This window comes from Tsukamurella soli (assembly GCF_039541155.1).
In the GTDB taxonomy this organism is placed as follows: Bacteria; Actinomycetota; Actinomycetes; order Mycobacteriales; family Mycobacteriaceae; genus Tsukamurella; species Tsukamurella soli.
This window is the reverse complement of record NZ_BAABFR010000077.1, coordinates 1-24,624: the sequence shown is the minus strand read 5'-3', so window position 1 is coordinate 24,624 and position 24,624 is coordinate 1. Positions and strand designations below refer to the sequence as shown.

Genomic DNA, 24,624 nt, shown 5'->3' with positions numbered 1-24,624 from the left:
TGGAAACCCGGGGCGGTCGCGGTGACCGCCACCGTCCCCGGCTCGAGACCGAGCACCCGGAACGAACCGTCCGACTCGGCCTGGCTGCGGGCCACCACGACACCCGTCTGGTCGGTCACCATCAGCAACGCGGGGACCGGGCCGTCGTCGGTGTGCACCCGGCCGGCCAGGACGGTGCCGGACTCGAGCTCGAAGTCGCGGGTGACCACGTGCCCCTCGGGGACGCGGACCGTCTGCGCCTGCGGCCCGAAACCGGGCGCGGTGGCGATCGCCGTGTACACACCGGACACCAGCGCGGCGATGGCGTACCGGCCCTCGCCGGTCACGCCGGCGCGGGCGACCTGGATGCCCGTCGCGTCCGTGACCGCCACCGTCGCACCCGGCACGGCGCCGCCGGTCAGGTCCAGGACGCGGCCCTCGATCGACCGCGGCCCGGTGACCTCGGCCACCGGCGCGGCAGGAGCCGACACCGTCGGCACAGCCGGAGTGGACACCGTCGGTGCGGCGGCCAGGGCCTCCTCGCCCTCGTTGACGGTCGGCGGGACGTCGACGGCCTCGGCGGTCGTCGGCAGCTTGCCGCCGCGGATGACCAGACCCGCCAGCAACCCGCCGATCGCGAAGATCGCCGCGGCCCACCAGAACGCGGTGGTGTAGCTGTGCACCGCGGCCAGTGCCGCGAGCTGCTTGGGTGCGGTGGTCCGGGCGTGCGACGAGGCCCACGCGGTGGCCGCGCTGGACGCGATCGTCGACAGTAGGGCCGTGCCCACCGAGCCGCCGACCTGCTGCATGGTGTTGACGGTGGCCGAGGCGACGCCGGCGTCCTCGGGGGACACACCGGAGATCGCTCCCTGCATCGACGGCGCCATCGACATGCCGATGCCGAGGCCGATCACCAGCAGGCCGGGCAGGATGTCGGACGCGTAGTGCGACGAGTCGGTGAGCTGGGTGAGCAGTACCATCCCGCCGGCGGCGACGAGCATGCCGATGGCGATCATCCACCGCGGGCCGAAGCGGGGCAGCAGCACGGTGGTCGCCACCGTCGAGCCGACGATGAGCACACCGATCATCGGCAGGAACGCCAGGCCGGTGCTGATCGGGGTGAAGCCCAGGTTCTGCTGCAGGTAGTAGGTGAGGAACAGGAAGATGCCGAACATGCCGATGCCTGCGATGAACACCGCGAGGTACGAGCCGCCGCGGGTGCGGTCGAGGATCACGCGCAGCGGCAGCAGGGCGTGCTTCGTGTGGGCCTGGAGCCAGACGAACGCCGCCAGCAGGACCGCGCCGGCCACCAGCCAGCAGATCGTGGCCCAGTTGCCCCAACCGTTGGTCTCGGCGTTGGAGAAGCCGTAGACGATCGAGAACAGGGCCGCCGACACCGTCACCACACCGGGGATGTCGAGCCGCGGGCGGTGCTCCGCCTTGTGGTCGCTGAGGAACAGCATCGCCCCCACGAGGGCGATCGCTGCGATCGCCAGGTTGACGTACAGGCACCAGCGCCAGTCGGCCCACTCGGTGAGCATGCCGCCGAGCAGCAGGCCGAGCGCGCCGCCGCCGCCCGCGATCGCGCCGAAGATGCCGAACGCACGGGCGCGCTCCGAGGGGTCGGTGAACGTGGTGGTGAGCAGCGCGAGCGCAGCGGGCGCGAGGAGAGCGCCGAACAGGCCCTGGCCGGCGCGGGCGGTCACCAGCATGTCGAAGTTCACCGCGGCGCCGCCGAGCGCCGACATGCCGGCGAAGCCGACCAGGCCGATGATCAGCGTCGTCCTGCGGCCGACGAGGTCGGACAGCCGGCCACCCAGCAGCAGCAGTGAGCCGAACGCCAGCGCGTAGGCGGTGACGATCCACTGCCGGTCGGCGTTGTCGAAGCCCAGCGAGGACTGTGCGTGGGGCAGAGCGATGTTCACGATGGTCGCGTCCAGCACCACCATCAGTTGGGCGAGGGCGAGGACGCCGAGGACGACCCAGCGCAGGCGGTGGCTGCGCTGCGCGGCCGTCTCTTCCGCCTCTTCTGCGGGCTCGGAGTCGAGCTCGCGGGTGAGAGTGCTCATGGTTTCTCCGTTATCGAGTGGTCTCGCTATCGGAGGCTATTCCTCCGGTTACTGGATGACAGTAGCACGAAGTGGAGATACTTGCTCCGGTTGATATGCTGTGACTATGACCACGATAGATCCAGCACCTGCCGCTCGCCCGTTGCGCGCCGACGCGGCGCGCAACCGGCGGCGCATCGTCGTGGCCGCTCGTGAGCTGTTCGCCGAGCGTGGCCTCGACGTGACCCTCGACGATGTCGCCGCGCACGCCGGGGTCGGAGTGGGCACGGTGTACCGGCGGTTCGCGAACCGGGACGAGCTGGTCGAGGCGGTGTTCGTCGACCACATCCGGGAGGTGACGGAGCGGATCGAATCGGACATCGCCGACGTCGGGCCGTGGGATGCACTCGCGCTGCTGCTCAACGCGGTGGGGGAGTTCGTGGCCGACGACCGCGGGCTTGCGACCCTGCTCACGAGCGTCGACCACTCTGCGCCCGTGCTGGAGGAGGCCAAGCAGGCCGTGTCGCGGCTGGTCGAGGGCGTGTACGGCCGCGCCCGCGAGGCCGGCGTGATCCGCGACGAGCTGGTGGAGACGGACTTCTTCGGCATCGTGTGCATGATCTCCGCGATCAGCGAGGCGACCGAGTCGGTGGCACCCGGTGCGTGGCGCCGGTACATGGAGCTGCTGCTGGACGGTATCCGCGCCGACGGCCCGCGCGTGCCGCTCGCCGTGCCGGCGCTCACCGCCGAGCAGATCCAGGAGCTGGACAGCCGCAAGCACGTGCGGCACTGACCCGCTCGGACGACCTGCTCAGGTGAGGTGGTCGAACCGGCCGCCGACCCAGTCGATGTGGCGCCGCGCGGACGCCTCGATGATCGCGCTCGCGTCCGGTCCGGTGGACCGGCCGAAGTTGTTGTATGCGACGTCGATCTCGTAGCGGGACAGGCGATCCGCGATGCGGCGGACCACCGCTCCCGAGAGTGGGATCATCGTCGGGTAGCCGCGCAGGAACGCGACATGGCCGTCGGGGACCACCATCACCCCGTCGCCGCCCAGCAGCACCGATGGGCGCCCGTCGCCGGCAGGGCGATACGCCACGGCACTGCCGGGGAAGTGCCCGCCGATCACGTCCAGCGTGATCCCCGGCAGCACCTCGAACGGCTCCGACCACAGCCGCAGCGCAGGCGGCCGGATCCCGAGCCAGCCCGCGTCGGCGGCCGAGACCCACACGGGCGCACCGTCGAACGCCGCGCTCCACGCCGACTGGGCGCCGAACATGTGCGGATGGCTGCTCGTGATCGCGGCGATCCCGCCCAGCGCGCGCACGGCATCGACCGCGGCCTCGTCGACGAACCCGGGAACGTCGAACAGGAGGTTGCCCGAGGCGGATTCGATGAGTATCCCGGTCTGGCCGATGCCGACGCCGCGCGCCGTCAGGCCCCAGATGCCCGGGCCCAGCTCGGTCACCTCGATGTGATGCCCCGCGGCGTGCAGCTCGGAGGCCGTGACCCAGCGCTGCCCGCCCGCGGGGATGTACTGGCGCTCGTCGGCGCATATCGGGCAGACGATGGGCGGTGCGGCGTCGCCCGGGTATTCGACGGCACATCCGGTGCAGATCCACGGCTCGGTCATGAGTCCATGTAACAACCTCGACCGGAGTCGGGGTCAAGGGCCGATCACGACACCGGCCGTACTATCTCCAGCGCGACCTCGCTCACCGTGACGAATCCGAGCGCGTGGTACATCCGCTGCGCGGGGTTGTCGGCGCCGGTGTGCAGGAACGGTTGCTCGCCGCGGGCCCGGACCCCCGCGCCCACCGCCCGCATCAGGCGTGTGGCGATACCTCGGCCGCGCGCTTCCGGCGCCGTGCAGACCGCGCTGATCTCCGTCCAGCCGCCCGGGCGCATGCGCTCGCCGGCCATCGCGACCAGCGCACCGCCGGCGCCCCGGACGCCCAGGTACGTGCCCAGCTCGATGGTGCGCGGCAGGAACGGCCCGGGCTCGGTGCGCCGCACCAGGGCGGTCATCTCCGGGACATCGGCGGCGGTCAGCGCGACGACGGTGCCGTCGCCCGGCTCGGTCTCGAAGGCTTCGCCGGACAGCTGCACCAGGCCGATCGTCTCGACCACGCGCCAGCCCGCGGGCAGCGGGGTCCGACGGTCGCGCAGCAACACTGTGGCGTCGCGCCCGGCCAGCGCGGCGGCGTCGGCGTAGTCGTCGGCCGTCAGCTCCGCCGGATGCCCGTAGAACACGGAGACGTCGGGCTGATACCGCGTGATCCGCCCACGGGTCTGCGCGAAGCGGGACTGGATGCCCGTCAACGAGTTCCGGATCGGGTCGGTGAGTGGCGCGGTATCGGTCACGGCACCCAGCCTGGCACGGCGGCGCGGCGGGGCCGCCTCGGGGCCGGCGCAGCGGGTTGTCGATGGGGCGCTGAGCGGACCATCGGCAACCCGCTGCGTGCGCCTACTCCGCGCCGCCGATCCCGGAGCCCGCGAAGTCCTCCGGCGAGTACGCACGCGGCTCGACCAACACCATCCAGTTGCCCGAGTTGTCGCGCATCAGGGCCTCGACCCCGTAGGGCCGCTCCTCGGGGGTCTGGATGAACTCGACGCCCTTCGCGCGCAGGTCCTCGTAGGTGGCACGACAGTCGTCGACCTGGAGGCCGAGGCCGGGGAGGCCGCCGGCGGCCTGCGCTCGCTGGAACGCGCCGATCAGGTCGTCGGACAGGGGCTTCGACGGTGTCGTCAGGTGCACCTGGATCTCGGGCTGGTTCGGGTGGACCACGGTGCACCACCGGAAGTCCGGACCCAGCTGGAGGTCGTCCTTGGCCTCGAAGCCGAGGACGTCGGTATAGAACGTCAGCGACTCGTCGATGTCGCGGACGAAGACGGACAGGAGGGAGATGTTGGTGATCATGCCGACGACGCTAGCCGGGCCCGCCGCCGTCGGGCTTCTCCTGGATTGCGGGCTTCGGATGGCGCCTCGTGCGGACGCCCGGTGGATGGGCGTGGTCAGTGGTCCCGAACCCGTCCTGTACGTCGCGAACTAGCGAAAGTCATTACTTCTGCATCGATTTCGCAGTTGCGACTTCGGCCGCGGAGAATACTTCGAATGGTGTATTACTGGGCGTTCGTGCTCGCTGTCCATGAGGGGGTCTCATGTCTCGGAATGCAACCGCTGCGATGTCGAGTCGTCCGTGACGGCGAGGATGAACGCGGGGATGAAGGGGCTGGGGGCCGCGGCAGCGCAGCCGGTGAAGTGGGCCATCGGCACACAGGGCGGCCGACCCCGGCTGACGAGAGCGATCTGGATCGCCCTACCGATCTGGGTGATCATTTGGCTCTCCGCCCGCCTGGCCGTCCCGCCCGGCCCCACCGAGTTCGGATACTGGGTGGTCGACTACCGGTTCGGATTCGTCCGGCGGGGCATGGCGGGCGAAATCGCGGATGCGCTCGGCCCGCACGGCTACGCGATCCTTCCCTGGGTATGTATCGCCGTATTCCTCGCGGCGATCGCCGCGATGGCTCGGGCGATCTTCACGTACCGGGGCGTAGATCCCGCGGTCAGAAACGGACTCGCGATCGTATTCATCCTGCTGCCCTGCTCGACGCTGTACGGGCTGATGAACGCTCGCCCGGAGCTCCTCGGCGCCGCCCTGTCGATCACCTCGACGCTGATACTGCGCAGGACGCAGACCTACTCCAGGGCGCTGGTCACATCCGCGGGAATCGGGATCGTCACGCTGTTCCTGACCCTCGTGCACGAAGCCATAGCGCTCGAGTTCTCGCTGGGGTTCGTACTGTCGTTCACTGTCTGGGCGGTGCGTCACGACCAGAGCTACCGACGGCTGCTCGGCCTACTGTCCGCGGCCTGCCTACCGGGGATTCTGGTCGCCCTGTACTTCTCGGCGACGGCGGGAGCCACCCGTGTGGCCGAGCGGTTCTGCGCGATCGGTCCGGCCGGACGGTGGCGAACCCCCATGCTTCCCGGCGGGAGCGGAGATCTCAGGGTGTGGACGTGCCGACTGTCCACGCAGAGCCTGGATCTGAATGCGAGTCAGGCCGTGCAGATCGTCTGGACGGACCGTGGGTGGATCGCGCTGGGGGGCTCGTTGGGGATCGTCGCCCTGGCGGTCGTCGTGTTCGCGCTCAGATCCACGGACGCCACCCGCGTTCCCTGGGACTCGATCCGGCCCCGTCACTGGGTACTGGCATCAGCGGCGGCAGCGCTCTACCTACCCGTGTTCGCCACGACCGTGGACACCACTCGGTGGTTCGTGTTGATCGCGTTCGACGTCGCGGTCGGTTACGTGTCGGCGTTCCTGATCACGGGGGCGGAGGCCGGTCACACGGTCCCGTCCGCACCGAGGTTCGTGCGCATCGCGATCCTGGTGCTGCTGGTCTTCCCACCGCTTCCCGCCAGCGTGGTGCCGTTACACCCGGCGGACCTCGGCGGCGCGCCCGTCAGCTCCCGCCGACCCGGCTAGCCGGGTCGGCGGGTCACCGTCGGGCTCGCAGGGTGCGGGCTCGGGCCGGCGCTCGGCCAGCCCCGCCATGAAGAGGTAGCAGCCCGGGATCCGCGGGGCCCCGTCGGTGTACCGGCCGCGGAACTCGGACGGGCTCTCGCCCACCAGGTCACGGAACCGGTTCGAGAACGACCCCAGGCTCGCGAATCCCACCGCCATGCACACCTCGGTCACCGTGAGGTTGGTGGCCCGCAACAGGTCCTGCGCACGCTCGATCCGGCGGCGCGACAGGTGCTCGGCGGGTGACATGCCGTACGTGGCCGTGAACAGCCGCTGGAAGTGGAACTTGCTGATCCCGGCGACTGCGGCGAGGGTCTCGAGATCGAGCGGATCCCGGTAGTGCCGGTCCGCGTGGTCATGGGCCCGGCGGAGGTGGACGAGCACGTCGTCGGGTGCGCGCACCGGCATGGATACCAGTATTGCAGCGCGCAATAGGGCAATGCGCGTGGGTACATCCCGCGCACCGCCTACCATCGGCGGCATGGATGCCAAGTCGATAGTCTCCGCGCCCGTGCGCGTCGCCTTCGCGACCGCCGGGGCGGCGATGTCAGCGGTGGAGGGCGGCATGGCCGTCGCCCGGTTCGCGGTGCAGAACGTCGAGGCCGAGGTGAACTCCGCGTTGCACGTCGATACCGCCGGAGCCGCCGCCATCACCCCGGTGCAACTGCTGCAGCGGCTCGCGTCCCTGCTCGAGCCCGACCGCCCCATCGGCATCGCCATCGCGCGCGGCGGCCCGCTGGACAGGGTGCTGCACCCGGGCGGCGTCGTCGACCGGCTCACGGCGCCCGACGGCCTGCTCGAGAAGCTCACCGCGCCGGGCGGCCTGCTGGACCAGTTGTCCCGCGACGACGGCATCGTCAACCGGCTGACCAGCACCGGCGGCCCGCTGGACCGGCTGACCCGCGAGGGCGGCGTCGTCGACCAGATCACCGAGAGTGAGGGCGTGCTCGAGCGGCTGACGTCCGAGGGCGGTGTGCTGGACAAGCTCACCGCACCCGACGGCGTGCTCGAGAAGCTGATGGCCAAGGACGGCGTGCTGGACAAGCTCACCGCTACCGACGGTGTCCTCGACAAGCTGGCCCGCAAGGACGGCATCCTGGACAAGCTCACGATCGAGGGCGGTGTCTTCGACCGGGCCGTGGAGGACGGCGGGCTGATCGACCAGCTGATCGGCGAGGGTGGCGCGATCGAGCGCGCGATCGCCCCCGGCGGCCCCCTCGACGCGGTCACCCGGCTGACCGACGTGATGGGCGAGCTGTCCCCCAACATCGATCACATGAACGGCGCGGTCGCCGAGCTGAACGACGCCGTCACGCTGATGACCGCTGCCGTCGCGCCGATGAGCGATCTGGTCAACCGGTTGCCGAAGCGGATCCTGCGCGGCAGAGAGGGACGCGGGCACAGCGGGCAGGCCGACACCCACAGCCTCGCCGCCGGGCGTGCCGAGCGGCTGTCGGACGCGGCGGACGACGACGAGCCGTCGAGCTGACACCGGGGGCGCGGCACCGTCCGGTGACGGGCGGGCGGCGCGCGGGGGAACACCGGGCGACGGGCGGGCAACGGGTCTGACCCGGCCGGGACGGCGGTGTGAATCCATGCCGAACTGTGTTGGAACATCGGCGTTCCCGGGTTCCGTGGCCGCGTGTGCGTGGCTACCTTCGGGCCATGAGGATCACTGTGCTGGGTACGGGGTACCTGGGGGCGACGCACGCGGCATGCATGGCCGAGCTGGGCCACGACGTGCTCGGCGTCGACGTCGACGCGAGCAAGGTGGGCGCACTCTCCGAGGGCAAGGTCCCATTCCACGAGCCGGGTCTGCCGGCCGTTCTGAGGCGCAACGTCGAGGCCGGCAGGCTGCGGTTCACCACCTCCTACGAGGAGGCCGCCGAGTTCGGTGAGGTGCACTTCATCGCCGTCGGAACGCCGCAGCGCAAGGGCGAGTTCGCTGCCGATCTGAAGTACGTGAACTCCGTGGTCGACTCACTGGTGCCGCACCTGCGCGGCGACACCGTCATCCTCGGTAAGTCGACGGTCCCGGTGGGCACCACCGATCTGCTGCGCGCGCGGGCGCGTGGATTGACCGGGCACACCGTCGAATTCGCGTGGAACCCGGAGTTCCTCCGCGAGGGCCACGCGGTCGTCGACACGCTCGAGCCGGACCGTCTGGTGCTGGGCGTCGAGGAGGGCGGCCGCGCTGAGGAGGTGGCACGGCAGGTGTACGCGCCGATGCTCGCCCGGGACACCCCGTTCTTCGTGACCGACACCGCCACCGCGGAGCTGGTGAAGGTCTCCGCGAACGCCTTCCTGGCGACCAAGATCTCGTTCATCAACGCCGTCGCCGAGGTGTGTGAGGCGGCCGGCGCCGACGTGGTGGCCCTCGCCGACGCGATCGGCGTGGACAGCCGTATCGGCCGCCGGTTCCTGGGTGCCGGAGTGGGTTTCGGTGGTGGGTGCCTGCCGAAGGACATCCGTGCGTTCATGGCCCGCTCCGGCGAGCTGGGCGCCGGGCACATGCACGGGCTGCTGCGCGAGGTGGATGCGATCAACATGGGCCGCCGCACCCGGATGGTCGACGTCGCGCGCGATGCGTGCGGCACACTGCTGGGCGCCAAGGTCGCCGTGCTCGGCTGTGCGTTCAAGCCCGACTCCGACGACGTGCGGGACTCGCCGGCGCTCAACATCGCCGGGCAGATCCAGCTGCAGGGCGCCGCGGTGAGCGTGTACGACCCTGAGGCCATGGATAATTCGCGTCGCCTGTTCCCGACGCTCGACTACGCGACGACCGCGCTGGAGGCGTGCGAGGGGGCCGACGCGGTGCTGGTGCTGACCGAGTGGCGCCAGTTCCGGGAGCTCGCGCCTGCGGCGGTCGGCGCCGTGGCCCGCGGCCGCACCTTGATCGACGGCCGGAACTGCATGCCCCGCGGCGAGTGGGAGGCCGCGGGCTGGACCTACCGCACGTAACATGTGCACCCTTCCGTCGGCCGCCCAGGGTGGCTGCCGCGGCCGCCTGGCCGACGGAAGGGTGCACATGTTGAGGAGGGCGGGCGACGGAAGGGTGCACATGTTGAGGAGGGCGGGCGACGGGGACGTCCCCGGCGGGGTGACAGCGCTGATGAACGCGATCTCGATCTGCGCGTGCGGTCAGACGGCGTGGGCGCGGAACTCGGCGGACAGTGCCTGGGCGACCTGCTGCAGCAGCGGGACGATGTGCTGCGCGCAGTCCGCGGTGACGCGGGTCGCAGGCCCGGAGATGGAGATGGCGGTCGGCGTCGGCGCGTCGGGCACCGCCACCGAGAAGCATCGCACTCCGATCTCCTGCTCACCCTCATCGATCGCGAAACCGCGCTGCCGGACGAGGTCGAGGTCCGCGATGAGAGCTTCGGGGTCGGTCATGGTGTTGGCGGTCTGGGCAGGCATTCCGCTGCGTGCCAGTATTCGCCGAACCTGATCGTCCGCGAGTTGGGCGAGCAACGCCTTGCCCACCCCCGTGCAGTGGGGATGCACCCGCCGACCGACCTCTGTGAACGTGCGCATGGAGTGCTCGGATGGCACCTGGGCGACATACACGGCTGTGATGCCGTCGAGTTGCGCCATGTTCGCCGTCTCGCCCGTGGCCGTCACCAACTCCGCGAGGTACGGGCGCGACCACGACCCGACCAGTTGAGCGGCGCCGTCACCGAGCCTGATGAGCCTGGCCCCCAAGGAGTATCGACGCGAAGGCAGCTGACGTACATAACCGAGATCGACGAGGGTCCGCGTCAGCCGGTGGATGGTCGGCACGGGCAACCCCGACGCCTCGGCGAGCGCGCTGATCCCGATCGCGCCGCTTGCGGAGGCCATGATCTCGAGCACATCGAACGCTCGCCTGACCGACTGAACGCCACCTCCCGGCGCAGTCGGATCCGCCATCGCTCCTCCAGTGTTCATCTCAGCCGATGTGCTGCATAGACCCCGTTATTCTTTCACAAGACGGGAACTTCGCAGCGTATGCAGAGAAGGGGCGTAGCGAACCGGCGGGAGGCCGACGAGGCCGGTCAGTGTGGCGGCCAGTTCGTGAAGGTCTTGGGTCGCGGTGGGGCATAGGTGCGGATCTTGGAGGTCGACAACCCCAGTCGCACCAGCGACTCGGCGATCGTCACCGCGCTGGCGACGCCGTCCACGACGGGGACGCCGACCCGGCTGCGGATGGCGGAGTCGAGTCCGGCCATACCCCCGCATCCCAGCACGATGACTTCGGCATCGTCCTCGACGACCGCCAGCCGGGCCTGCTCCACAATGCTCTCGACCGCGCGTTGCGGCTCCTGCTCGAGCTCGAGCACCGCGAGACCGCTCGCCCGGACCGAGGCGCAGCGCGCCCGCAGGCCGGCCACCAGGAGCCGGTCCTCGATGAGCGGGACGGCCCGGTCGAGTGTCGTCACCACGGAGTAGGTGTGGCCGAGGAACATCGCGGTGCTCGCGGCGGCCTCGGTGATGTCGACGACGGGCACGTCCAGCAGTTCCTGCAGCCCCTCACGTCCGTGCTCGCCATAACCCGCTTGGATGACGGCATCGAACCGCTCGGGGTACCTCCGCACGGTCTCCATCACCGCTATGGCAGCGAGGTAGCTCTCGTAGTTGCCTTCCACGGAGTCGGCGCCGAATATCGGCGTGAGCGGCACGATCTCGGTGCCCGGCGCGGCCGCGGCGGCGGCCTGGGCGCCGATCGACTCGGTCATCGATTCGGTGGTGTTGACGTTCACGACGAGAATGCGCATTACAGGTCCTTGTGGTTCGGCGGAGAAGTGTTCAGTGCGGCGGTTGAAACGATTGGGAGGGAACGTCATCCGGTCTGGCTGTGGAGCCGGCCGCACGGTCAGTGGACGCTGGGGACAGCGATCGGCTCACCGGAGACGTCGTCGTAGACGCGCGTGCGGTCTGCCACGGCGAGGAAGATGACAGCGCCGAGCCCGGCACCGACGAACCACGCGAAGGGCGAGAGTGAGCGGAGCGCCGGGACGAAGGCGATCAGCAACGATATCGCCGAGGCCGGGACGAACGCGGCGATCGCCCTCGGGTTGACCCCCGAGCGGTACGCGTAAGCGCCGGACTGGTCCTCGGTGTACAACGCGGGCACGTCGATCCTGGTGCGACGGAGCAGCCAGTAGTCGGCGATGATGATGCCGAACAGGGGGCCGAGCAGTGCGCCGAGTCCCCCGAGGAAGTAGACGATGACGGCGGGGGTGCTGTAGAGGTTCCACGGCAGGATCACGAGACCGATCACGGCGCTGATCAGACCGGCGCGCTTGAAGTTCAGCTTGCGCGGAACCAGGTTCGTCAGTGCGTAGATCGGGGCCACGAAGTTGGCCATCAGGTTCACCGCGACCGTCAGCACCAGCAGTGCGAGCGATGCGATCACGAGCAGCGCGGTGTCAGGGATCTCCTTGACGATGTCTGCCGGGCTCTCGATGACGTGACCGTTGATCCGGAACTGCGCGCCGGCCATGACGACCACGATGACTCCGAAGAACAGGACGTTGATGGGAATGCCCCAGAAGTTGCCCAGCGCGATCGACCGCTTAGACCTGGACGCCCGCGTGAAGTCGCAGAAGTTGAGCACGAACGTCGCGTAGATGGAGACCCACAGCGCGCCGCCGGCGAAGATCTCGTGCCACATCGACGCGCCGGTGAGGCGATGGTTGGTGGACCACGCGATAGAACCGCCCGCCTTGGTGAGGATCCATACGGCGAGTGCCGCCATGGTGATCAGGATGACGGGACCGGCCCACGCCTCGTACTTGCGGATCGTGTCCATGCCGTGTTGGACGATGTACGTCTGAACGAGCCATAGGGCGCCGAAGGTAAGCCAGCCGAGGGTCGACAGACCGAGGATGGAGTTGTGGTCGAGCCTGTCGAGTCCGGGCACCACGGCGATGAGCAGGACGCGCAGCACCAGTGAGGCGAGATAGGTCTGGATCCCGAACCAGACCACGGCGACGCCGCCGCGGATCAGTGCGGGCAACTGCGCGCCACGGACGCCGAAGGCGATGCGACACATCACCGGGAACGGTACGCCCGTCTTGAATCCCATATATCCGGAGATGGTCAGCAGGACGAACAGCAGTGCCGCGCCGATGCCGAGCGCCAGCAGTATCTGCCAGCCCCCGAGGCCGAGCGCGAACAGACCGAGCGCGAATCCGTAGTTGCCCAGGCTGTGTACGTCGTTCGCCCACAGGGTGAAGATGCTGTAGGCGCTCCAGCGGCGTCCCTCGACCCTCGTCGGCGCCAGATCCTGGTTGTACAGCCGCTCACTGATCGGGGGCAGCCCCGGCTGTCCCGCCGCGCTCGGCGGTCGGTGCAGGATCGGGTCGACGTGCTCGTGATGGTGCCGCTCGGAGGTGCTTGTGTGTGGTTCTGGGGCGCTGGTGGGGTCACCCTGACTGGTGGTGGGCATCGGGACTCCTCGTTTCGGACTGACCGGCTCGGCGGCGATGGAACGGCGACGTGCTCCCTGGCGAGTATCCGCATCGTGGAAGATCCGTATCGCACGGTGAAATTGTGCGCTGTGTTCTGCGTCACGTCAAGGCCCGGTTCGGGCCGCCTCGGTCTGTGCGTCGGCATGTCTCGCGCGGTCGCGCCACGGGAGGAGTGGGGGCCGATGGTGCCGGCCACGCGCTGTGGGTCGGGCCTCTTGACAGCCTCTGATGTGACGGTGTTCACTGGAATCATCCGCAAAGTGGAAAAACATTTCCACTATGCGAGACATAAATGGTCCGACGTCGGTGGGTGTCCGCATTCGACTCTGCTGGCCGACCCGGGATGCCGTGCCGTAGCCCCGGAGCGTCGGTGACCCACCTACTCCGTGACGAGAGGAAGAAATGCCCGAAGTGTTCTGTAATGGAGGTGCGATGCGTGGCGGAGACCTGCATCACAACGTCGCCGACCACACCTTCTTAGGGCCGGCTGTCACGGCGCCGCGTTACCGCTTCTTCTCCGTCCGCGACGACTTTCCTGCGCTGCTCTCCGACGAGGAACTCGGCGGCGCGATCGCGGGGGAGTTGTACGAGGTATCGCTGGACGCGATCCGGACCGACTTCCTTCCGGAGGAGCCTGCGGAACTCCAGCTCGACGTCATCGAGCTCGACGACGGGCGCTCAGTGCTGGCAGTGACGCTGCGCCCCGGTCTCACCGAATCGATCGCCGACGAGCTCATCGAGATCACCCAGGTCGGAGATTGGCGGGCCTACCGGGGACTGCCACACCCGGACTCGGCCACCGCCTGAGCGTTCGACGACGCCCACTCGGACAGTCCCGCAAGGGAATCCGAGCCACATCACGAAGGGAATCACATGGCACCCCGCCGATATACAGTCAACTGCTCCATACTGCTGACCGATCTGCCGCTGCTGCAGCGCCCCCAGGCGGCCCGCGACGCAGGCTTCGACTCAGTCGAGTTCTGGTGGCCCTTCGCCGCTGCCGTCCCCGGTGACGCCGAGGTCGACGCCTTCATCGGCGCGATAGACGATGCAGGCGTTCAGCTGACCGGCCTGAACTTCGCAGCCGGGGACATGCCGGCCGGGGATCGTGGGCTGCTGTCGGACCCCACGCGCTCGCACGAGTTCGTCGACAACGTGGCGGTGGCCGTAGGGATCGGGGAGCGCCTGGGAACCACGGCGTTCAACGCCTTGTACGGCAACCGGCTCGAGGGAGTGGCCCCCGAAGTACAGGACGAGCTGGGGGCGGAGAATCTCGCGCGGGCGGGGCGCGCCGCGGCGCGGATCGGCGCCGTCGTCCTCGTCGAGCCCGTAAGCGGCGCCCCCGCCTACCCCCTCAAGCTCGCGGCGGACGCAGTGTCCGTCATCGACCGCGTCCGCGACCGGTATGACGTCGACGCGCTGCGACTGCTGGCCGACCTCTACCACCTGCGGGTGAACGGTGACGACATCGACGCCGTGATCGACCGGTACGCGGACCGGGTCGGCCACGTGCAGATCGCAGATGCTCCCGGGCGCGGCGAACCCGGTACGGGGAGCCTCGACCTCGATGCCCTCCTCGGTCGACTCGACCGCGCCGGATACACCGGATACGTCGGGTTGGAGTACAAGCCGACCCGCGCGAATACGTTCGACTGGCTTCCCCGCGACCGGCGCGCCGCCGGTGCAGGCGCCTCCTGAGCCGACCCGAACCCGCCAACCAATCACCTATTCTCCGAGGGATACACGCGTGAGCACTATCGCCTTCATTGGTCTCGGCATCATGGGCAGCCCCATGGCCGTCAATCTCGTCCGTGCCGGACACCGAGTGGTCGGATACAACCGCACCCCCGATCGCGCCAAGGATCTCGTCGCCGCCGGAGGCGTTGCGGCCGAGTCGATCGCCGACGCCGTTGCCGGCGCGGACGTGGTCGCGATCATGGTTCCGGACTCGCCCGATGTGCAGGCGGTGCTGACGGGCGAGGACGGTGTCTTCGGCCACGCCGAGCCGGGCACGCTGATCGTCGACTTCTCCAGCATCCGTCCTGACGTGACCGTGCGACTCGCCGAGCAGGCGCACGGGCAGGGCCTCCGGTTGCTCGATGCCCCGGTCTCGGGCGGGGAGCCCGGTGCCGTCAACGGCACGCTCTCGATCATGGTCGGTGGCGCCGCCGAGGACTTCGATGCGGCCGCAGCGGTCTTCGCCGCCGTGGGCAAGACCATCGTGCACGTCGGGCCCAGCGGCTCCGGCCAGACGGTCAAGGCCGCTAACCAGCTGATCGTCGCGGGAAATATCGAGCTCCTCGCCGAGGCGATCGTCTTCCTCGAGGCGTACGGGGTGGACACCGCCGCAGCGGTACGGGTGCTCGGTGGCGGGCTGGCCGGTTCCGCCGTCCTCGACCAGAAGGCGCAGAAGATGCTCGACCGTTCCTTTGCGCCCGGCTTCCGCATCGCCCTGCACCACAAGGACCTCGGCATCGTCACCGCCGCGGCGCGCGAGGCCGGCGTGGTCACCCCGCTCGGCGGGCTCGTAGCGCAACTGATGGCCTCGGCCCGCGCCAACGGCGACGGCGGACTCGACCACTCGGGCCTGCTGAAAGGCGTCGAGCGCCTGTCCGGCCGCAACCTGAACTGACCCACTCACCCAAGCCCACATCGAAACTATTGGAGACGAGAATGCCTCGAATGCGCGCGGTCGACGCGGCCGTGAAGATCCTCGAACTGGAAGGCGCCACACAGGCATTCGGCCTGCCCGGCGCCGCGATCAACCCGTTCTACGCAGCGATGCGTGACCACGGCGGGATCCGGCACGTCCTCGCCCGGCATGTCGAGGGAGCGTCCCACATGGCCGAGGGCTACACCCGTGCCCGGGCCGGAAACATCGGAGTATGCATCGGCACCTCGGGGCCGGCCGGCACCGACATGATCACCGGGTTGTACTCGGCGATGGCGGACTCGATCCCCATCCTCGCGATCACCGGACAGGCGCCGGTCGCACGCCTACACAAGGAAGACTTCCAGGCCGTCGACATCGCGGCGATCGCGGCGCCGGTCACCAAGAAGGCGACCACCGTCCTCGAGCCGGCACAGGTGCCGGGTGTCTTTCAGGAGGCGTTCGGGCTGATGCGTTCGGGCCGGCCCGGTCCGGTTCTGATCGACCTGCCGATCGACGTTCAGCTCGCCGAGATCGAGTTCGACCCCGACACGTATACCCCGCTGCCGGCGTACAAGCCCGAGGCGTCTCGCGCCCAGGTCGAGAAGATCCTGGACATGCTGGCCACTGCCGAGCGTCCGCTGATCGTCGCCGGTGGCGGGATCATCAACGCGGATGCCTCCGACCTGCTGGTCGAGCTGGCGGAGCTGCTCGACATCCCGGTGGTGCCGACGTTGATGGCGTGGGGATCGATTCCGGACGACCATCGGCTCGCGGCCGGAATGGTGGGGCTGCAGACGGCGACTCGGTACGGCAACGCGACGATGCTGGCGTCCGACTTCGTGCTGGGCATCGGCAACCGGTGGGCGAACCGGCACACCGGTGGTCTGGACACGTACACCAGGGGCCGCAGGTTCGTGCACATCGACATCGAGCCCACCCAGATCGGTCGGGTGTTCGCACCGGACTACGGCGTCGTGTCCGATGCCAAGGCCGCCCTCGAGCGGCTGCTGGAGGTGGCTCGCGAGCGCCGCGGTGCGGGTACTCTGCCGGACCGCACCGAGTGGGTGGATCAGTGCGCCGATCGCAAGCGGACGATGCTGCGCAAGACGCACTTCGACGAGGCACCGATGAAGCCGCAGCGCGTGTACGAGGAGATGAACAAGGCCTTCGGTCGGGAGACCCGCTACGTGAGCACCATCGGGCTCTCGCAGATCGCCGGCGGCCAGTTCCTCCATGTCTATCACCCGCGCAACTGGATCAACTGCGGCCAGGCCGGACCGCTCGGGTGGACCGTCCCGGCGACGCTCGGCGTGGTCACCGCCGACCCCGACTCCACCGTGGTCGCGTTGTCGGGGGACTACGACTTCCAGTTCATGATCGAGGAGCTGGCCGTCGGCGCGCAGTTCAACCTGCCGTACATCCATGTGCTGGTGAACAACTCGTATCTGGGGTTGATCCGACAGGCGCAGCGTGCGTTCGACATGGACTACTGCGTGCAGCTCGGCTTCGACAACATCAACGCCGACGACACGATCGGCCGGGCGAAGGGGTACGGAGTCGACCACGTGCGGGTGGTCGAAGGGTTGGGCTGCAAGGCGATTCGCGTGGAGGAACCCGACCAGCTCCCGGACGCGCTGGCGCGGGCCAAGACGATGGCGGCCCAGTTCCGGGTCCCGGTCGTGGTCGAGGTGATCCTCGAGAAGATCACCAACATCTCGATGGGCACGGAACTGGACAACGTCACCGAGTTCGAGGACCTCGCAGGAGTTCCCTCGGACACGCCGACCGCACTGATGTTGCTGGACTAGGTGCCTGATGACGCACGTGCTGGTGGCACCCGACAAGTTCAAGGGATCGCTCACGGCCGCCGAGGTGGCGAACGCGCTCGCATCCGGTCTGACGTCCGTCGACCCTGCCGCGCGGGTGACCACACTGCCGGTCGCAGATGGCGGGGACGGGACGGTCGCCGCCGCCATCGCCGCCGGGTGGGAATCGGTGACAGTGGACACGACAGGTCCCACGGGGGCCCCGGTCACGGCCACATACGCCGTGTGCGGAGGCCTCGCGGTGATCGAGGTGGCCGCGGCGGTGGGGCTGGTACATCTGCCCGGCGGGGTGTCCGCCCCGCTCGATGCCACCACGTTCGGAGCCGGGATCATGATCGCGCACGCGCTCGACCGGGGTTGCACCGACGTGACCGTCTGCCTCGGCGGCAGCGCGTCCACCGACGGTGGCGCGGGCCTGCTTCAGGCGCTCGGCGCCGTGATCGAGAATGCCGCGGGGCACGCGATCGGCACCGGTGGCGGCGCGCTCGTCGACGCGCACCGACTCGACCTCTCCGGCGTGCACGCCGGTGCACGACGGGCCCGGTTCCGGCTCGCGTGCGACGTGGACAATCCGCTGCTCGGTCCGCGGGGCGCGGTGGCAGTGTATGCACGTCAGAAGGGTGCCGGCACCGCAGAGCACGAGGTGCTGGAGCGGGCCTTGGTGCGGTGGGCAGCGGTGGTCGCCGACGTGACCGGCCGTGACCTCGCGGCGCAGACACCTGGAGCCGGCGCGGCCGGGGGCACGGCGTTCGGGCTGATGGCGGTCTTCGATGCCGAGCCCCGGGCCGGCATCGATCTCGTGCTCGAGCTACTCGACTTCGATACGCGGCTCGACGGGGTCGATCTGGTGATCACCGGCGAGGGCTCGCTGGACCAGCAGAGCCTGTCGGGTAAGGCGCCCGTCGGCGTGGCCGCCGCCGCTCGCCGGCACTGTATCCCGGTGCTGGCGGTCGCCGGGCGTAACACGCTCGATCACCGGGAACTGGAAAGGGCTGGGATCGGCGCGGCGTACGCGCTCACGGACATCGAGCCCGACACGGCGGTCGCGATGGCCGACGCCGCGCGGTTGCTGCACGACGTCGGCCGCCTGATCGCCACCGAGCACCTGACGGGCGGCGGTGCGAGCCCCGGACACAGTTTTCAGCCTGAAAGGAAGGCACACAGAATGAATGACCGGTTGGACCTGCTGTTCCGAGCGCCCAGGGTGATCACCGCGGCGGGCGAGGTGTCCCGATGTATCGGAGTGCGAGGCGGGCGCATCGTCGTCATCGAGCCGTTCGACGCCGTGCTCGACGCCGAGGAGGTGATCGAGCTGGCTCCGGACGAGGTGCTGATCCCCGGGCTGGTCGATACCCATGTGCACGTCAACGAGCCCGGTCGCACCGAATGGGAGGGTTTCGCCAGCGCGACCCGCGCAGCCGCGGCCGGTGGCGTGACGACCATCGTGGACATGCCGCTCAACAGCATCCCGCCGACCGTCAACGTCGAGGCACTCGCGATCAAACGCGACGTCGCGGCCTCGCAGGTCTACGTCGACGTGGGATTCTGGGGAGGCGCGGTACCGGGCAACATCGCAGACCTGCGTGGGTTGCACGATTCAGGAGTGTTCGGATTCAAGTGCTTCCTGCTGCACTCCGGGGTCGATGAGTTCCCGCCCCTCGACCCGGCAGCGCTCGAGCTGGCACTCAAGGAGGTCGCCTCGTTCGGCGCGATGATGATCGTGCACGCGGAGGACGCACACGCGATCGACCACGCCGCGTCGCCCGGAGGCGAGAAGTACGAGGACTTCCTGAGCTCTCGGCCGCGGGGTGCGGAGAATCTCGCGATCGCCGAGGTCATCGAGCTCGCCCGCTGGACGGGGGGCAGGGTGCACATCCTCCATCTGTCGAGCTCAGACGCGCTGCCGATGATCGCTTCCGCACGGGCGGACGGGGTGAGGCTCACGGCCGAGACCTGTCCCCACTACCTGACCTTCACCTCGGAGGAGATTGCCTCCGGTGCAACACAATTCAAGTGCTGCCCACCGATCCGCGAGGCGCGGAACCGCGAGTTGCTCTGGCAGGGGCTGGCTTCCGGCACGATCGATTGCGTGGTGACCGACCACTCTCCGTGTACACCCGAGCTCAAGCGCTTCGACATCGGCGACTTCGGGGTGGCCTGGGGTGGCATCGCCTCCCTGGAGGTCTCGCTGCCCGCGGTGTGGTCCGAGGCGAGGCGCCGCGGCCGCAGCCTCTCGGATGTCGTCCGGTGGATGGCGGAGAACCCCGCCGAACAGGTCGGCCTCAACACGAAAGGGCACATCGCGCTCGGATACGCCGCCGATCTCGTCGTGTTCGCCCCGGATGCCGCCTTCGTCGTCGACGTGGCGAAGCTACACCACAAGAATCCCGTGTCCGCTTACGACCGGCGCGCTCTCGCCGGCGTCGTGCGCGGCACGTGGCTCGCCGGGGAGCGGATCGACCTCGACGCCCCGCCCCGAGGACGACTGCTGAGTCGGGGGATGGCGTAGTCCACGGCGCACGTCTCTCGGCACGGTCCGTCGGTCGACCCATCGATCTCCGATCGACCCGACCACGGATCCGCATTTCCACGCACCGACGACCCGCCCTGCTCCACAGATGAGGAAGCCATGACCTATTACGTACCGCGGGGCGGTCTGCCCGCGCAGACCGACCTGACCACTGAACGCGCAGTGTTCACCGAGTCGTACGCCGTGTTGCCGCGACGGACGATGAGCGATATCACCACCAGCCTGCTGCCGCACTGGGATGCGACCAGGTTGTGGGTGCTCGCCCGCCCGCTTTCCGGATTCGCTGAGACCTTCTCGTACTACGTCGTCGAGGTACTGCCCTCCGGCGGCAGCCTCCGACCTGAGGACGACCCCGATGCGGAGGGGGTGATCTTCGTCGTCGATGGCGAGATCGTTTTGACGCTCGATGGTATCGAGTACCTCCTCGCCGAGGGTGGCTACGCGTACCTCGCACCGGACGCGGCATGGACCCTGCGCAACAGGGGTACGGCCACGAGCACGTTTCACTGGATCCGCAAGAGCTACCAGCGTGTGGACGGTGTGGACGTGCCCGCCTCGGTGGTGACTCGGGAGGCCGACGTCGAGGGCGTTCCGATGCCCGACACCGACGGTGCTTGGCGGACCAAGCGATTCGTGGATCCGACCGACGTCAGCCACGACATGCACGTCAACATCGTGACTTTCGAGCCGGGCGGCGCGATCCCCTTCCCGGAGACGCACGTGATGGAACACGGCCTCTACGTGCTCGAAGGCAAGGCCATGTATCTGCTCAACACGGACTGGATCGAAGTGCAGGCAGGCGATTTCCTATGGTTACGCGCCTTCTGCCCGCAGGCATGCTACGCGGGTGGCCCCGAACCCTTCCGGTACCTGCTGTACAAGGACGTGAACCGGCACGCTGCGTTGTACCAGAACGGGATTGCGGCACGATCGGTCGACGGTCGAGGCTTCATTCCGCAGGAGCTGCGGTTGCCTTCTCGACTGTCTCCCGGATGACGATCGGGATCCGACAGCTCTCCGCAGTCGCCCTGGTGGACCCCGAAACGAAGCTCCGTCAGGTCAGCGCCGGCGCGCCGCGCACCCAGCCCCGCAGCCGCTCGTAGACGGCCTCGTGATGAAGCAGCGTGAAGTGGTGGGCGCGCGGCAGGTGCATGCCGTCGGCGGCGTCGAAGCCGATGCGGCGCACACTGCTTCGTCCCGACGCGCTGGGCGCGAGCACCAGGCCGTCGCCCACGATGCGGCCGACGGGGTTGCGGAGCGAGCGCGTCACCGTCGCCGCGACGAAGCAGTGGGTGGCGCCGGGTAGCAGCGGAACCTCCGCCGCAGCGGCCGCGCCGAGCGCGTCGGCGTCCCGCCCACGCCAGTCCTCGTCGACCAGGCTGCCTGCGCGCAGGTCGCGGATGCCCGCGCTGCGCCGCCGCAGCAGCCGGCCGAACGGGGCGGTCTCGGGCACGGCCACCAAGGCCGCGCTGCCGTAGTGGGCGAGCGTCTCGAGCGGGGCGCCCAGGTGCGGGCTGCCGAGGCTGACGGTGGTGGTGACCTTGTCCACCCACGCCGCTCCGGTCTCGGTGCCGTGGTGGGCGGCGCTGCGGGCGACGAGGCCGCCCATCGAATGGCCGACCAGCACGATGGAGTCGACGGGGACCGGCCAGGCCGCCATGAGCTGATTGAGCAACCCGCTGAGTGCACGCCCGTTCTCCGATATGCGGCGGCCGGTGTTGTAGCGCACGTGCACCGGCGTGACGGGCAGCTCCTCGGCGAGGCGCTCCGCGTACGACGGGCCGCCGCCCAGGCGCCAGGCGTGCTCGGTCTCGACCAGGCCGTGCAGGAACACCACCAGGCTGCGCTGCGCGTCGGGGAAGGCGGCCGCGACCGCCCACGGCGACGGGGCGACGACGCGCCCGCCGACCCGGACCGTCATCGGGTTGTCGGTCAGCACGGACCCGCGTTCGGCGAGTTCGTCGCCGATCAGCCCCTGCACGACGCCGATCAGCACGGCGCCGCGCACCGTCTCCGACGGGGCGGTCGCGAGCGGCAGGTCGGCCGCGGCCTGGGCGACGCGGGCCGCGGTCTCGGCGGCGGTGCCGATGGTCAGGTACACGCCGTCGGTGATGCCGTCGTGCAGTGCCTGCACCGGCGCGGCCGCGGCGCCGGTCCCGAGTCGCACCGCGGTGAACACCCGGTCGGAGATCGCGCGGTGGACGCGATGGATGCCCTCGGAGGCGCCGGCCAACTCGGTGAGGCCGAGGTGGGCCAGCGCGCGGACCTCGGCGCGACGTTCGGCATGCTCCATGCCGGATAGTGTACGAGTGTGCACTGAAGTGTGGCAAGGGCGCGCGACGGTAGGATCGCACGACGTGACGGGCGAGCGGGATGCGGCGGATACGGCGGGCGGCCGGATCGTCCTGTTCTACGTGTTCACGCCACTGGCCGACCCCGAGGCGATCCGGTTGTGGCAGCGCGAACTCTGCGAACGGCTGGGTCTGACCGGGCGGATCGTGTTGTCCCCGCACGGGATCAACGCCACCGTCGGCGGCGGGCTGGGCGCGGTCAAGCGGTACGTCCGCCGCACCCGCGAGTACGGCCCGTTCGCCGGCGCCGACGTCACGTGGTCTGCGGGCGGCGCCGCTGACTTCCCGCGACTGTCGGTGAAGGTGCGCGACGAGATCGTCACCTTCGGGGTGCCCGAGGAGGTCACCGTCGACCGCGACGGCATCGTCGGCGGCGGCGCCAGGCTGAGTCCCGACGAATTGCACGAGATGCTCGCGCGTCGTGACGATGTCGTGCTGTTCGACGGGCGCAACGAGATCGAGGCCGCCATCGGCAGGTTCCAGGGCGCGATCGTGCCACCGGTCAGCCACACCCGTGACTTCGTCGGGCTGCTCGACTCGGGCGCCTACGACCACCTCAAGGACCGCCCGGTGGTGACCTACTGCACCGGGGGAGTGCGGTGCGAGGTGCTCACCTCCCTGATGCGCCACCGCGGTTTCACGGACGTCTACCAGCTGGACGGGGGGATCGCCGCCTACGGCCGACGGTTCGGTGACGCCGGGCGCTGGGAGGGCGCACTGTACGTCTTCGACGGGCGTGTGCGCACGACGTTCACACCCGACGCGCGGACGGTCGGGACCTGCACCGCGTGCGGCGCGGCCACCTCGGATGTGGTCGACCGGCCCGAGCCGGACGGGCGCGGGTTGGTCGTGATGTGTGAGGACTGCGCCGCGGGCATGTCGGTGGTGTCGGCGCGGGGCGGGGCGGCCGGATGAGCGCGCGCTCCGCGGGGCGGGACGTCCCCGTGGTGGTCCTCGCCGGCTACCTCGGCGCGGGCAAGTCGACCCTGCTCAACCACCTGCTGCGCGTGGCACACGGTGCCCGGATCGGCGTGGTGGTCAACGACTTCGGCGCCGTCAACATCGACGCGATGCTGGTGGCGGGGCAGGTGGACGGCGCCGTGGCCATGAGCAACGGCTGCCTGTGCTGCGCCGTCGACGACGACGAGCTCGACGACGCGCTCGCCCGATTGGCGGCCGCCGGGATGGATGCGATCGTGGTCGAGGCGAGCGGGCTCGCCGAACCCGGTGCCCTGGCCCGGCGGATCGCCTTCTCGACCGTGCGGCGGATCGCGTACGGCGGCCTCGTGTACGTGGTGGACGCCTTCTCCTTCGCCGACACCGTCGCCACCCATCCGTCGCTGCGCACCCACCTGGCGATCGCGGACCTGGTGGTGCTCAACAAGGTCGACCTCGCGCCCGACCCGGACGCCGTGGCCGTCGACGTCGCGGCGTCGGGCCGCGGCGCGCCCGTGGTGCCCACCGTGGACGGCGCCCTCGATCCGACGCTGCTGTTCGACGTCGCCGAGCGCCCCGCCGACAGCGGGCCGCGGCAGCTGACCCTGGACGAGCTGCTGCGCGAGGAGCAGGGCCACGCCTGCGGCGGCGCGGGGGAGGGTGGCCACAGCCACCACGAGCACGCGCACCTGCACGACGGCTACCAGGCCGTCGACGTCACCGTTGAGAGCCGGCTCGACGCGCGCGCCGTGGCCGCACTGCTCGAGGCGCCGCCGCGGGGCGTCTTCCGGATCAAGGGATTCGTCGAGGTCGGCGACGGCACACGCTTCGAGGTCCACACGGTGGGCCGGCACGTGCGGACCGCGCGGGTGCCTGGAAGCGGGTCGGTGCTGGTGTTCGTGGGGCGCGGGATCGACGCCGACGGTGTCCGCGCGAGCGTCGTCGGGTGCGCATACGGCCCCGACGGAGCACCGGTGCCCGCCGACCGGCAGGCGACGCTCTCGTTGCTGCGCTTCTCGCCCGAGGCGTGATGCGTGATGCGTCCGGCCCGCGGTGACGTCTGCGGCAGGTCACGGAACGGCGACTTTCCATGGTTCGATTGCGGGCAACCCTCAAGGGATGATTCACTGTTACTAGTGTGACTAGAGTGATCTATGTTGCGCACGTGAATCCTGGAAGGAGAGCGGTGCCGAACCTCGGCGCCCATCTGCAATGAAGAAGACGACTGTTCTCGCAGGCTCGATGGCCGGTGCGGCCGCCGCGTTCTTCGCTGCGCCCGCGATCGCCGCTGCCGCGCCGACCCCCGCGCCGGCCCCTCAG

The 24,624-nt window shown here is 69.6% G+C and carries 21 protein-coding genes and 1 pseudogene; 13 read left to right on the top strand and 9 right to left on the bottom strand.

What is annotated here, in order from left to right; all coding sequences use genetic code 11:
• Positions 1-2,048 (bottom strand): DHA2 family efflux MFS transporter permease subunit (locus ABD908_RS19555; RefSeq protein ID WP_344999069.1); only part of this gene is annotated, 2,048 nt, incomplete at its 3' end.
• Positions 2,049-2,154: 106 nt separating this feature from the next.
• Between ABD908_RS19555 and ABD908_RS19550 the strand changes: the two genes are divergently transcribed.
• Positions 2,155-2,820: a TetR/AcrR family transcriptional regulator gene (locus ABD908_RS19550; RefSeq protein ID WP_344999067.1), complete on the top strand. Its 666-nt coding sequence runs from the start codon at positions 2,155-2,157 to the stop codon at positions 2,818-2,820.
• A gap of 18 nt (positions 2,821-2,838) precedes the next feature.
• On the opposite strand, the gene ABD908_RS19545 is transcribed toward ABD908_RS19550, so the two are convergent.
• The 3 genes from ABD908_RS19545 to ABD908_RS19535 all read right to left on the bottom strand — a co-directional run bounded on the left by ABD908_RS19545 (position 2,839) and on the right by ABD908_RS19535 (position 4,947).
• Positions 2,839-3,660, bottom strand: coding sequence for an MBL fold metallo-hydrolase (locus tag ABD908_RS19545; RefSeq protein WP_344999065.1), 822 nt, complete (start codon positions 3,658-3,660; stop codon positions 2,839-2,841).
• Between the two features lie 44 nt (positions 3,661-3,704).
• Positions 3,705-4,391, bottom strand: coding sequence for a GNAT family N-acetyltransferase (locus ABD908_RS19540; protein ID WP_344999063.1), 687 nt, complete (start codon positions 4,389-4,391; stop codon positions 3,705-3,707).
• 103 nt (positions 4,392-4,494) lie between these two features.
• Positions 4,495-4,947: a VOC family protein gene (locus tag ABD908_RS19535; RefSeq protein ID WP_344999061.1), complete on the bottom strand. Its 453-nt coding sequence runs from the start codon at positions 4,945-4,947 to the stop codon at positions 4,495-4,497.
• A gap of 280 nt (positions 4,948-5,227) precedes the next feature.
• Between ABD908_RS19535 and ABD908_RS19530 the strand changes: the two genes are divergently transcribed.
• Positions 5,228-6,517, top strand: a complete 1,290-nt coding sequence (locus tag ABD908_RS19530; protein ID WP_344999059.1) for a hypothetical protein — start codon at positions 5,228-5,230, stop codon at positions 6,515-6,517.
• Here ABD908_RS19530 and ABD908_RS19525 read toward each other — a convergent pair.
• Positions 6,464-6,964 carry a helix-turn-helix transcriptional regulator gene (locus tag ABD908_RS19525; protein WP_344999057.1) on the bottom strand — a complete coding sequence of 167 codons (501 nt, stop codon included), beginning with the start codon at positions 6,962-6,964 and terminating at the stop codon, positions 6,464-6,466. The genes ABD908_RS19530 and ABD908_RS19525 overlap by 54 nt on opposite strands.
• 73 nt (positions 6,965-7,037) lie before the next feature.
• Between ABD908_RS19525 and ABD908_RS19520 the strand changes: the two genes are divergently transcribed.
• Both ABD908_RS19520 and ABD908_RS19515 read left to right on the top strand, forming a co-directional pair.
• A complete protein-coding gene (locus ABD908_RS19520) occupies positions 7,038-8,045 on the top strand; it encodes a hypothetical protein (protein ID WP_344999055.1) in 1,008 nt (335 codons plus the stop codon).
• A gap of 176 nt (positions 8,046-8,221) precedes the next feature.
• Complete coding sequence (locus ABD908_RS19515) at positions 8,222-9,517, top strand: UDP-glucose dehydrogenase family protein (RefSeq protein WP_344999052.1); 1,296 nt, start codon at positions 8,222-8,224, stop codon at positions 9,515-9,517.
• A gap of 180 nt (positions 9,518-9,697) precedes the next feature.
• On the opposite strand, the gene ABD908_RS19510 is transcribed toward ABD908_RS19515, so the two are convergent.
• From ABD908_RS19510 to ABD908_RS19500, 3 genes are all read right to left on the bottom strand, one after another.
• Positions 9,698-10,465, bottom strand: a complete 768-nt coding sequence (locus ABD908_RS19510; RefSeq protein ID WP_344999050.1) for an IclR family transcriptional regulator — start codon at positions 10,463-10,465, stop codon at positions 9,698-9,700.
• A 125-nt stretch (positions 10,466-10,590) separates the two neighbouring features.
• A complete protein-coding gene (locus ABD908_RS19505; protein WP_344999048.1) occupies positions 10,591-11,310 on the bottom strand; it encodes an aspartate/glutamate racemase family protein in 720 nt (239 codons plus the stop codon).
• Between the two features lie 98 nt (positions 11,311-11,408).
• The gene (locus tag ABD908_RS19500; protein ID WP_344999046.1) at positions 11,409-12,986 is read right to left on the bottom strand and encodes an NCS1 family nucleobase:cation symporter-1; all 1,578 of its coding nucleotides are present in this window, start codon (positions 12,984-12,986) and stop codon (positions 11,409-11,411) included.
• 424 nt (positions 12,987-13,410) lie between these two features.
• Here ABD908_RS19500 and ABD908_RS19495 point away from each other — a divergent pair, with 424 nt between their 5' ends.
• The 7 genes and pseudogenes from ABD908_RS19495 (at position 13,411) to ABD908_RS19465 (ending at position 21,013) form a co-directional block, all read left to right on the top strand.
• The gene (locus ABD908_RS19495) at positions 13,411-13,815 is read left to right on the top strand and encodes an allophanate hydrolase-related protein (RefSeq protein WP_344999044.1); all 405 of its coding nucleotides are present in this window, start codon (positions 13,411-13,413) and stop codon (positions 13,813-13,815) included.
• A 66-nt stretch (positions 13,816-13,881) separates the two neighbouring features.
• Complete coding sequence (locus tag ABD908_RS19490; protein ID WP_344999042.1) at positions 13,882-14,706, top strand: hydroxypyruvate isomerase family protein; 825 nt, start codon at positions 13,882-13,884, stop codon at positions 14,704-14,706.
• Complete coding sequence (locus tag ABD908_RS19485) at positions 14,690-15,640, top strand: 2-hydroxy-3-oxopropionate reductase (RefSeq protein WP_344999040.1); 951 nt, start codon at positions 14,690-14,692, stop codon at positions 15,638-15,640. Before ABD908_RS19490 ends, ABD908_RS19485 begins: the two co-directional genes overlap by 17 nt.
• A 41-nt stretch (positions 15,641-15,681) precedes the next feature.
• On the top strand, positions 15,682-17,469 hold the full coding sequence (gcl, locus tag ABD908_RS19480; RefSeq protein WP_344999038.1) for a glyoxylate carboligase: 1,788 nt from the start codon (positions 15,682-15,684) through the stop codon (positions 17,467-17,469).
• A gap of 7 nt (positions 17,470-17,476) precedes the next feature.
• A pseudogene (locus ABD908_RS19475) lies at positions 17,477-18,583 on the top strand (glycerate kinase); the annotation flags it as partial.
• A gap of 69 nt (positions 18,584-18,652) precedes the next feature.
• A complete protein-coding gene (gene allB, locus ABD908_RS19470) occupies positions 18,653-19,996 on the top strand; it encodes an allantoinase AllB (protein WP_344999071.1) in 1,344 nt (447 codons plus the stop codon).
• 120 nt (positions 19,997-20,116) lie between these two features.
• The gene (locus ABD908_RS19465) at positions 20,117-21,013 is read left to right on the top strand and encodes a bifunctional allantoicase/(S)-ureidoglycine aminohydrolase (RefSeq protein WP_344999036.1); all 897 of its coding nucleotides are present in this window, start codon (positions 20,117-20,119) and stop codon (positions 21,011-21,013) included.
• A 58-nt stretch (positions 21,014-21,071) separates the two neighbouring features.
• Here ABD908_RS19465 and ABD908_RS19460 read toward each other — a convergent pair whose 3' ends face one another.
• Positions 21,072-22,310, bottom strand: a complete 1,239-nt coding sequence (locus tag ABD908_RS19460; protein ID WP_344999034.1) for an esterase/lipase family protein — start codon at positions 22,308-22,310, stop codon at positions 21,072-21,074.
• 64 nt (positions 22,311-22,374) lie between these two features.
• Between ABD908_RS19460 and trhO the strand changes: the two genes are divergently transcribed.
• A complete protein-coding gene (trhO, locus tag ABD908_RS19455) occupies positions 22,375-23,283 on the top strand; it encodes an oxygen-dependent tRNA uridine(34) hydroxylase TrhO (RefSeq protein ID WP_344999032.1) in 909 nt (302 codons plus the stop codon).
• A complete protein-coding gene (locus ABD908_RS19450; protein WP_344999030.1) occupies positions 23,280-24,335 on the top strand; it encodes a CobW family GTP-binding protein in 1,056 nt (351 codons plus the stop codon). The genes trhO and ABD908_RS19450 overlap by 4 nt, the downstream gene beginning before the upstream one ends.
• The last annotated feature ends 289 nt before the right edge of the window (positions 24,336-24,624 follow it).

What these genes read in the sequence shown, in the direction of transcription:
- ABD908_RS19550 (WP_344999067.1), top strand. Translation starts at nt 2,155, where the DNA reads ATGACCACGATAGATCCAGCACCTGCCGCTCGCCCGTTGCGCGCCGAC.
- ABD908_RS19545 (WP_344999065.1), bottom strand. Translation starts at nt 3,660, where the DNA reads ATGACCGAGCCGTGGATCTGCACCGGATGTGCCGTCGAATACCCGGGC.
- ABD908_RS19535 (WP_344999061.1), bottom strand. Translation starts at nt 4,947, where the DNA reads ATGATCACCAACATCTCCCTCCTGTCCGTCTTCGTCCGCGACATCGAC.
- ABD908_RS19525 (WP_344999057.1), bottom strand. Translation starts at nt 6,964, where the DNA reads ATGCCGGTGCGCGCACCCGACGACGTGCTCGTCCACCTCCGCCGGGCC.
- ABD908_RS19520 (WP_344999055.1), top strand. Translation starts at nt 7,038, where the DNA reads ATGGATGCCAAGTCGATAGTCTCCGCGCCCGTGCGCGTCGCCTTCGCG.
- ABD908_RS19515 (WP_344999052.1), top strand. Translation starts at nt 8,222, where the DNA reads ATGAGGATCACTGTGCTGGGTACGGGGTACCTGGGGGCGACGCACGCG.
- ABD908_RS19510 (WP_344999050.1), bottom strand. Translation starts at nt 10,465, where the DNA reads ATGGCGGATCCGACTGCGCCGGGAGGTGGCGTTCAGTCGGTCAGGCGA.
- ABD908_RS19505 (WP_344999048.1), bottom strand. Translation starts at nt 11,310, where the DNA reads ATGCGCATTCTCGTCGTGAACGTCAACACCACCGAATCGATGACCGAG.
- ABD908_RS19500 (WP_344999046.1), bottom strand. Translation starts at nt 12,986, where the DNA reads ATGCCCACCACCAGTCAGGGTGACCCCACCAGCGCCCCAGAACCACAC.
- ABD908_RS19495 (WP_344999044.1), top strand. Translation starts at nt 13,411, where the DNA reads ATGCCCGAAGTGTTCTGTAATGGAGGTGCGATGCGTGGCGGAGACCTG.
- ABD908_RS19490 (WP_344999042.1), top strand. Translation starts at nt 13,882, where the DNA reads ATGGCACCCCGCCGATATACAGTCAACTGCTCCATACTGCTGACCGAT.
- gcl (WP_344999038.1), top strand. Translation starts at nt 15,682, where the DNA reads ATGCCTCGAATGCGCGCGGTCGACGCGGCCGTGAAGATCCTCGAACTG.
- allB (WP_344999071.1), top strand. Translation starts at nt 18,653, where the DNA reads ATGAATGACCGGTTGGACCTGCTGTTCCGAGCGCCCAGGGTGATCACC.
- ABD908_RS19465 (WP_344999036.1), top strand. Translation starts at nt 20,117, where the DNA reads ATGACCTATTACGTACCGCGGGGCGGTCTGCCCGCGCAGACCGACCTG.
- ABD908_RS19460 (WP_344999034.1), bottom strand. Translation starts at nt 22,310, where the DNA reads ATGGAGCATGCCGAACGTCGCGCCGAGGTCCGCGCGCTGGCCCACCTC.
- ABD908_RS19450 (WP_344999030.1), top strand. Translation starts at nt 23,280, where the DNA reads ATGAGCGCGCGCTCCGCGGGGCGGGACGTCCCCGTGGTGGTCCTCGCC.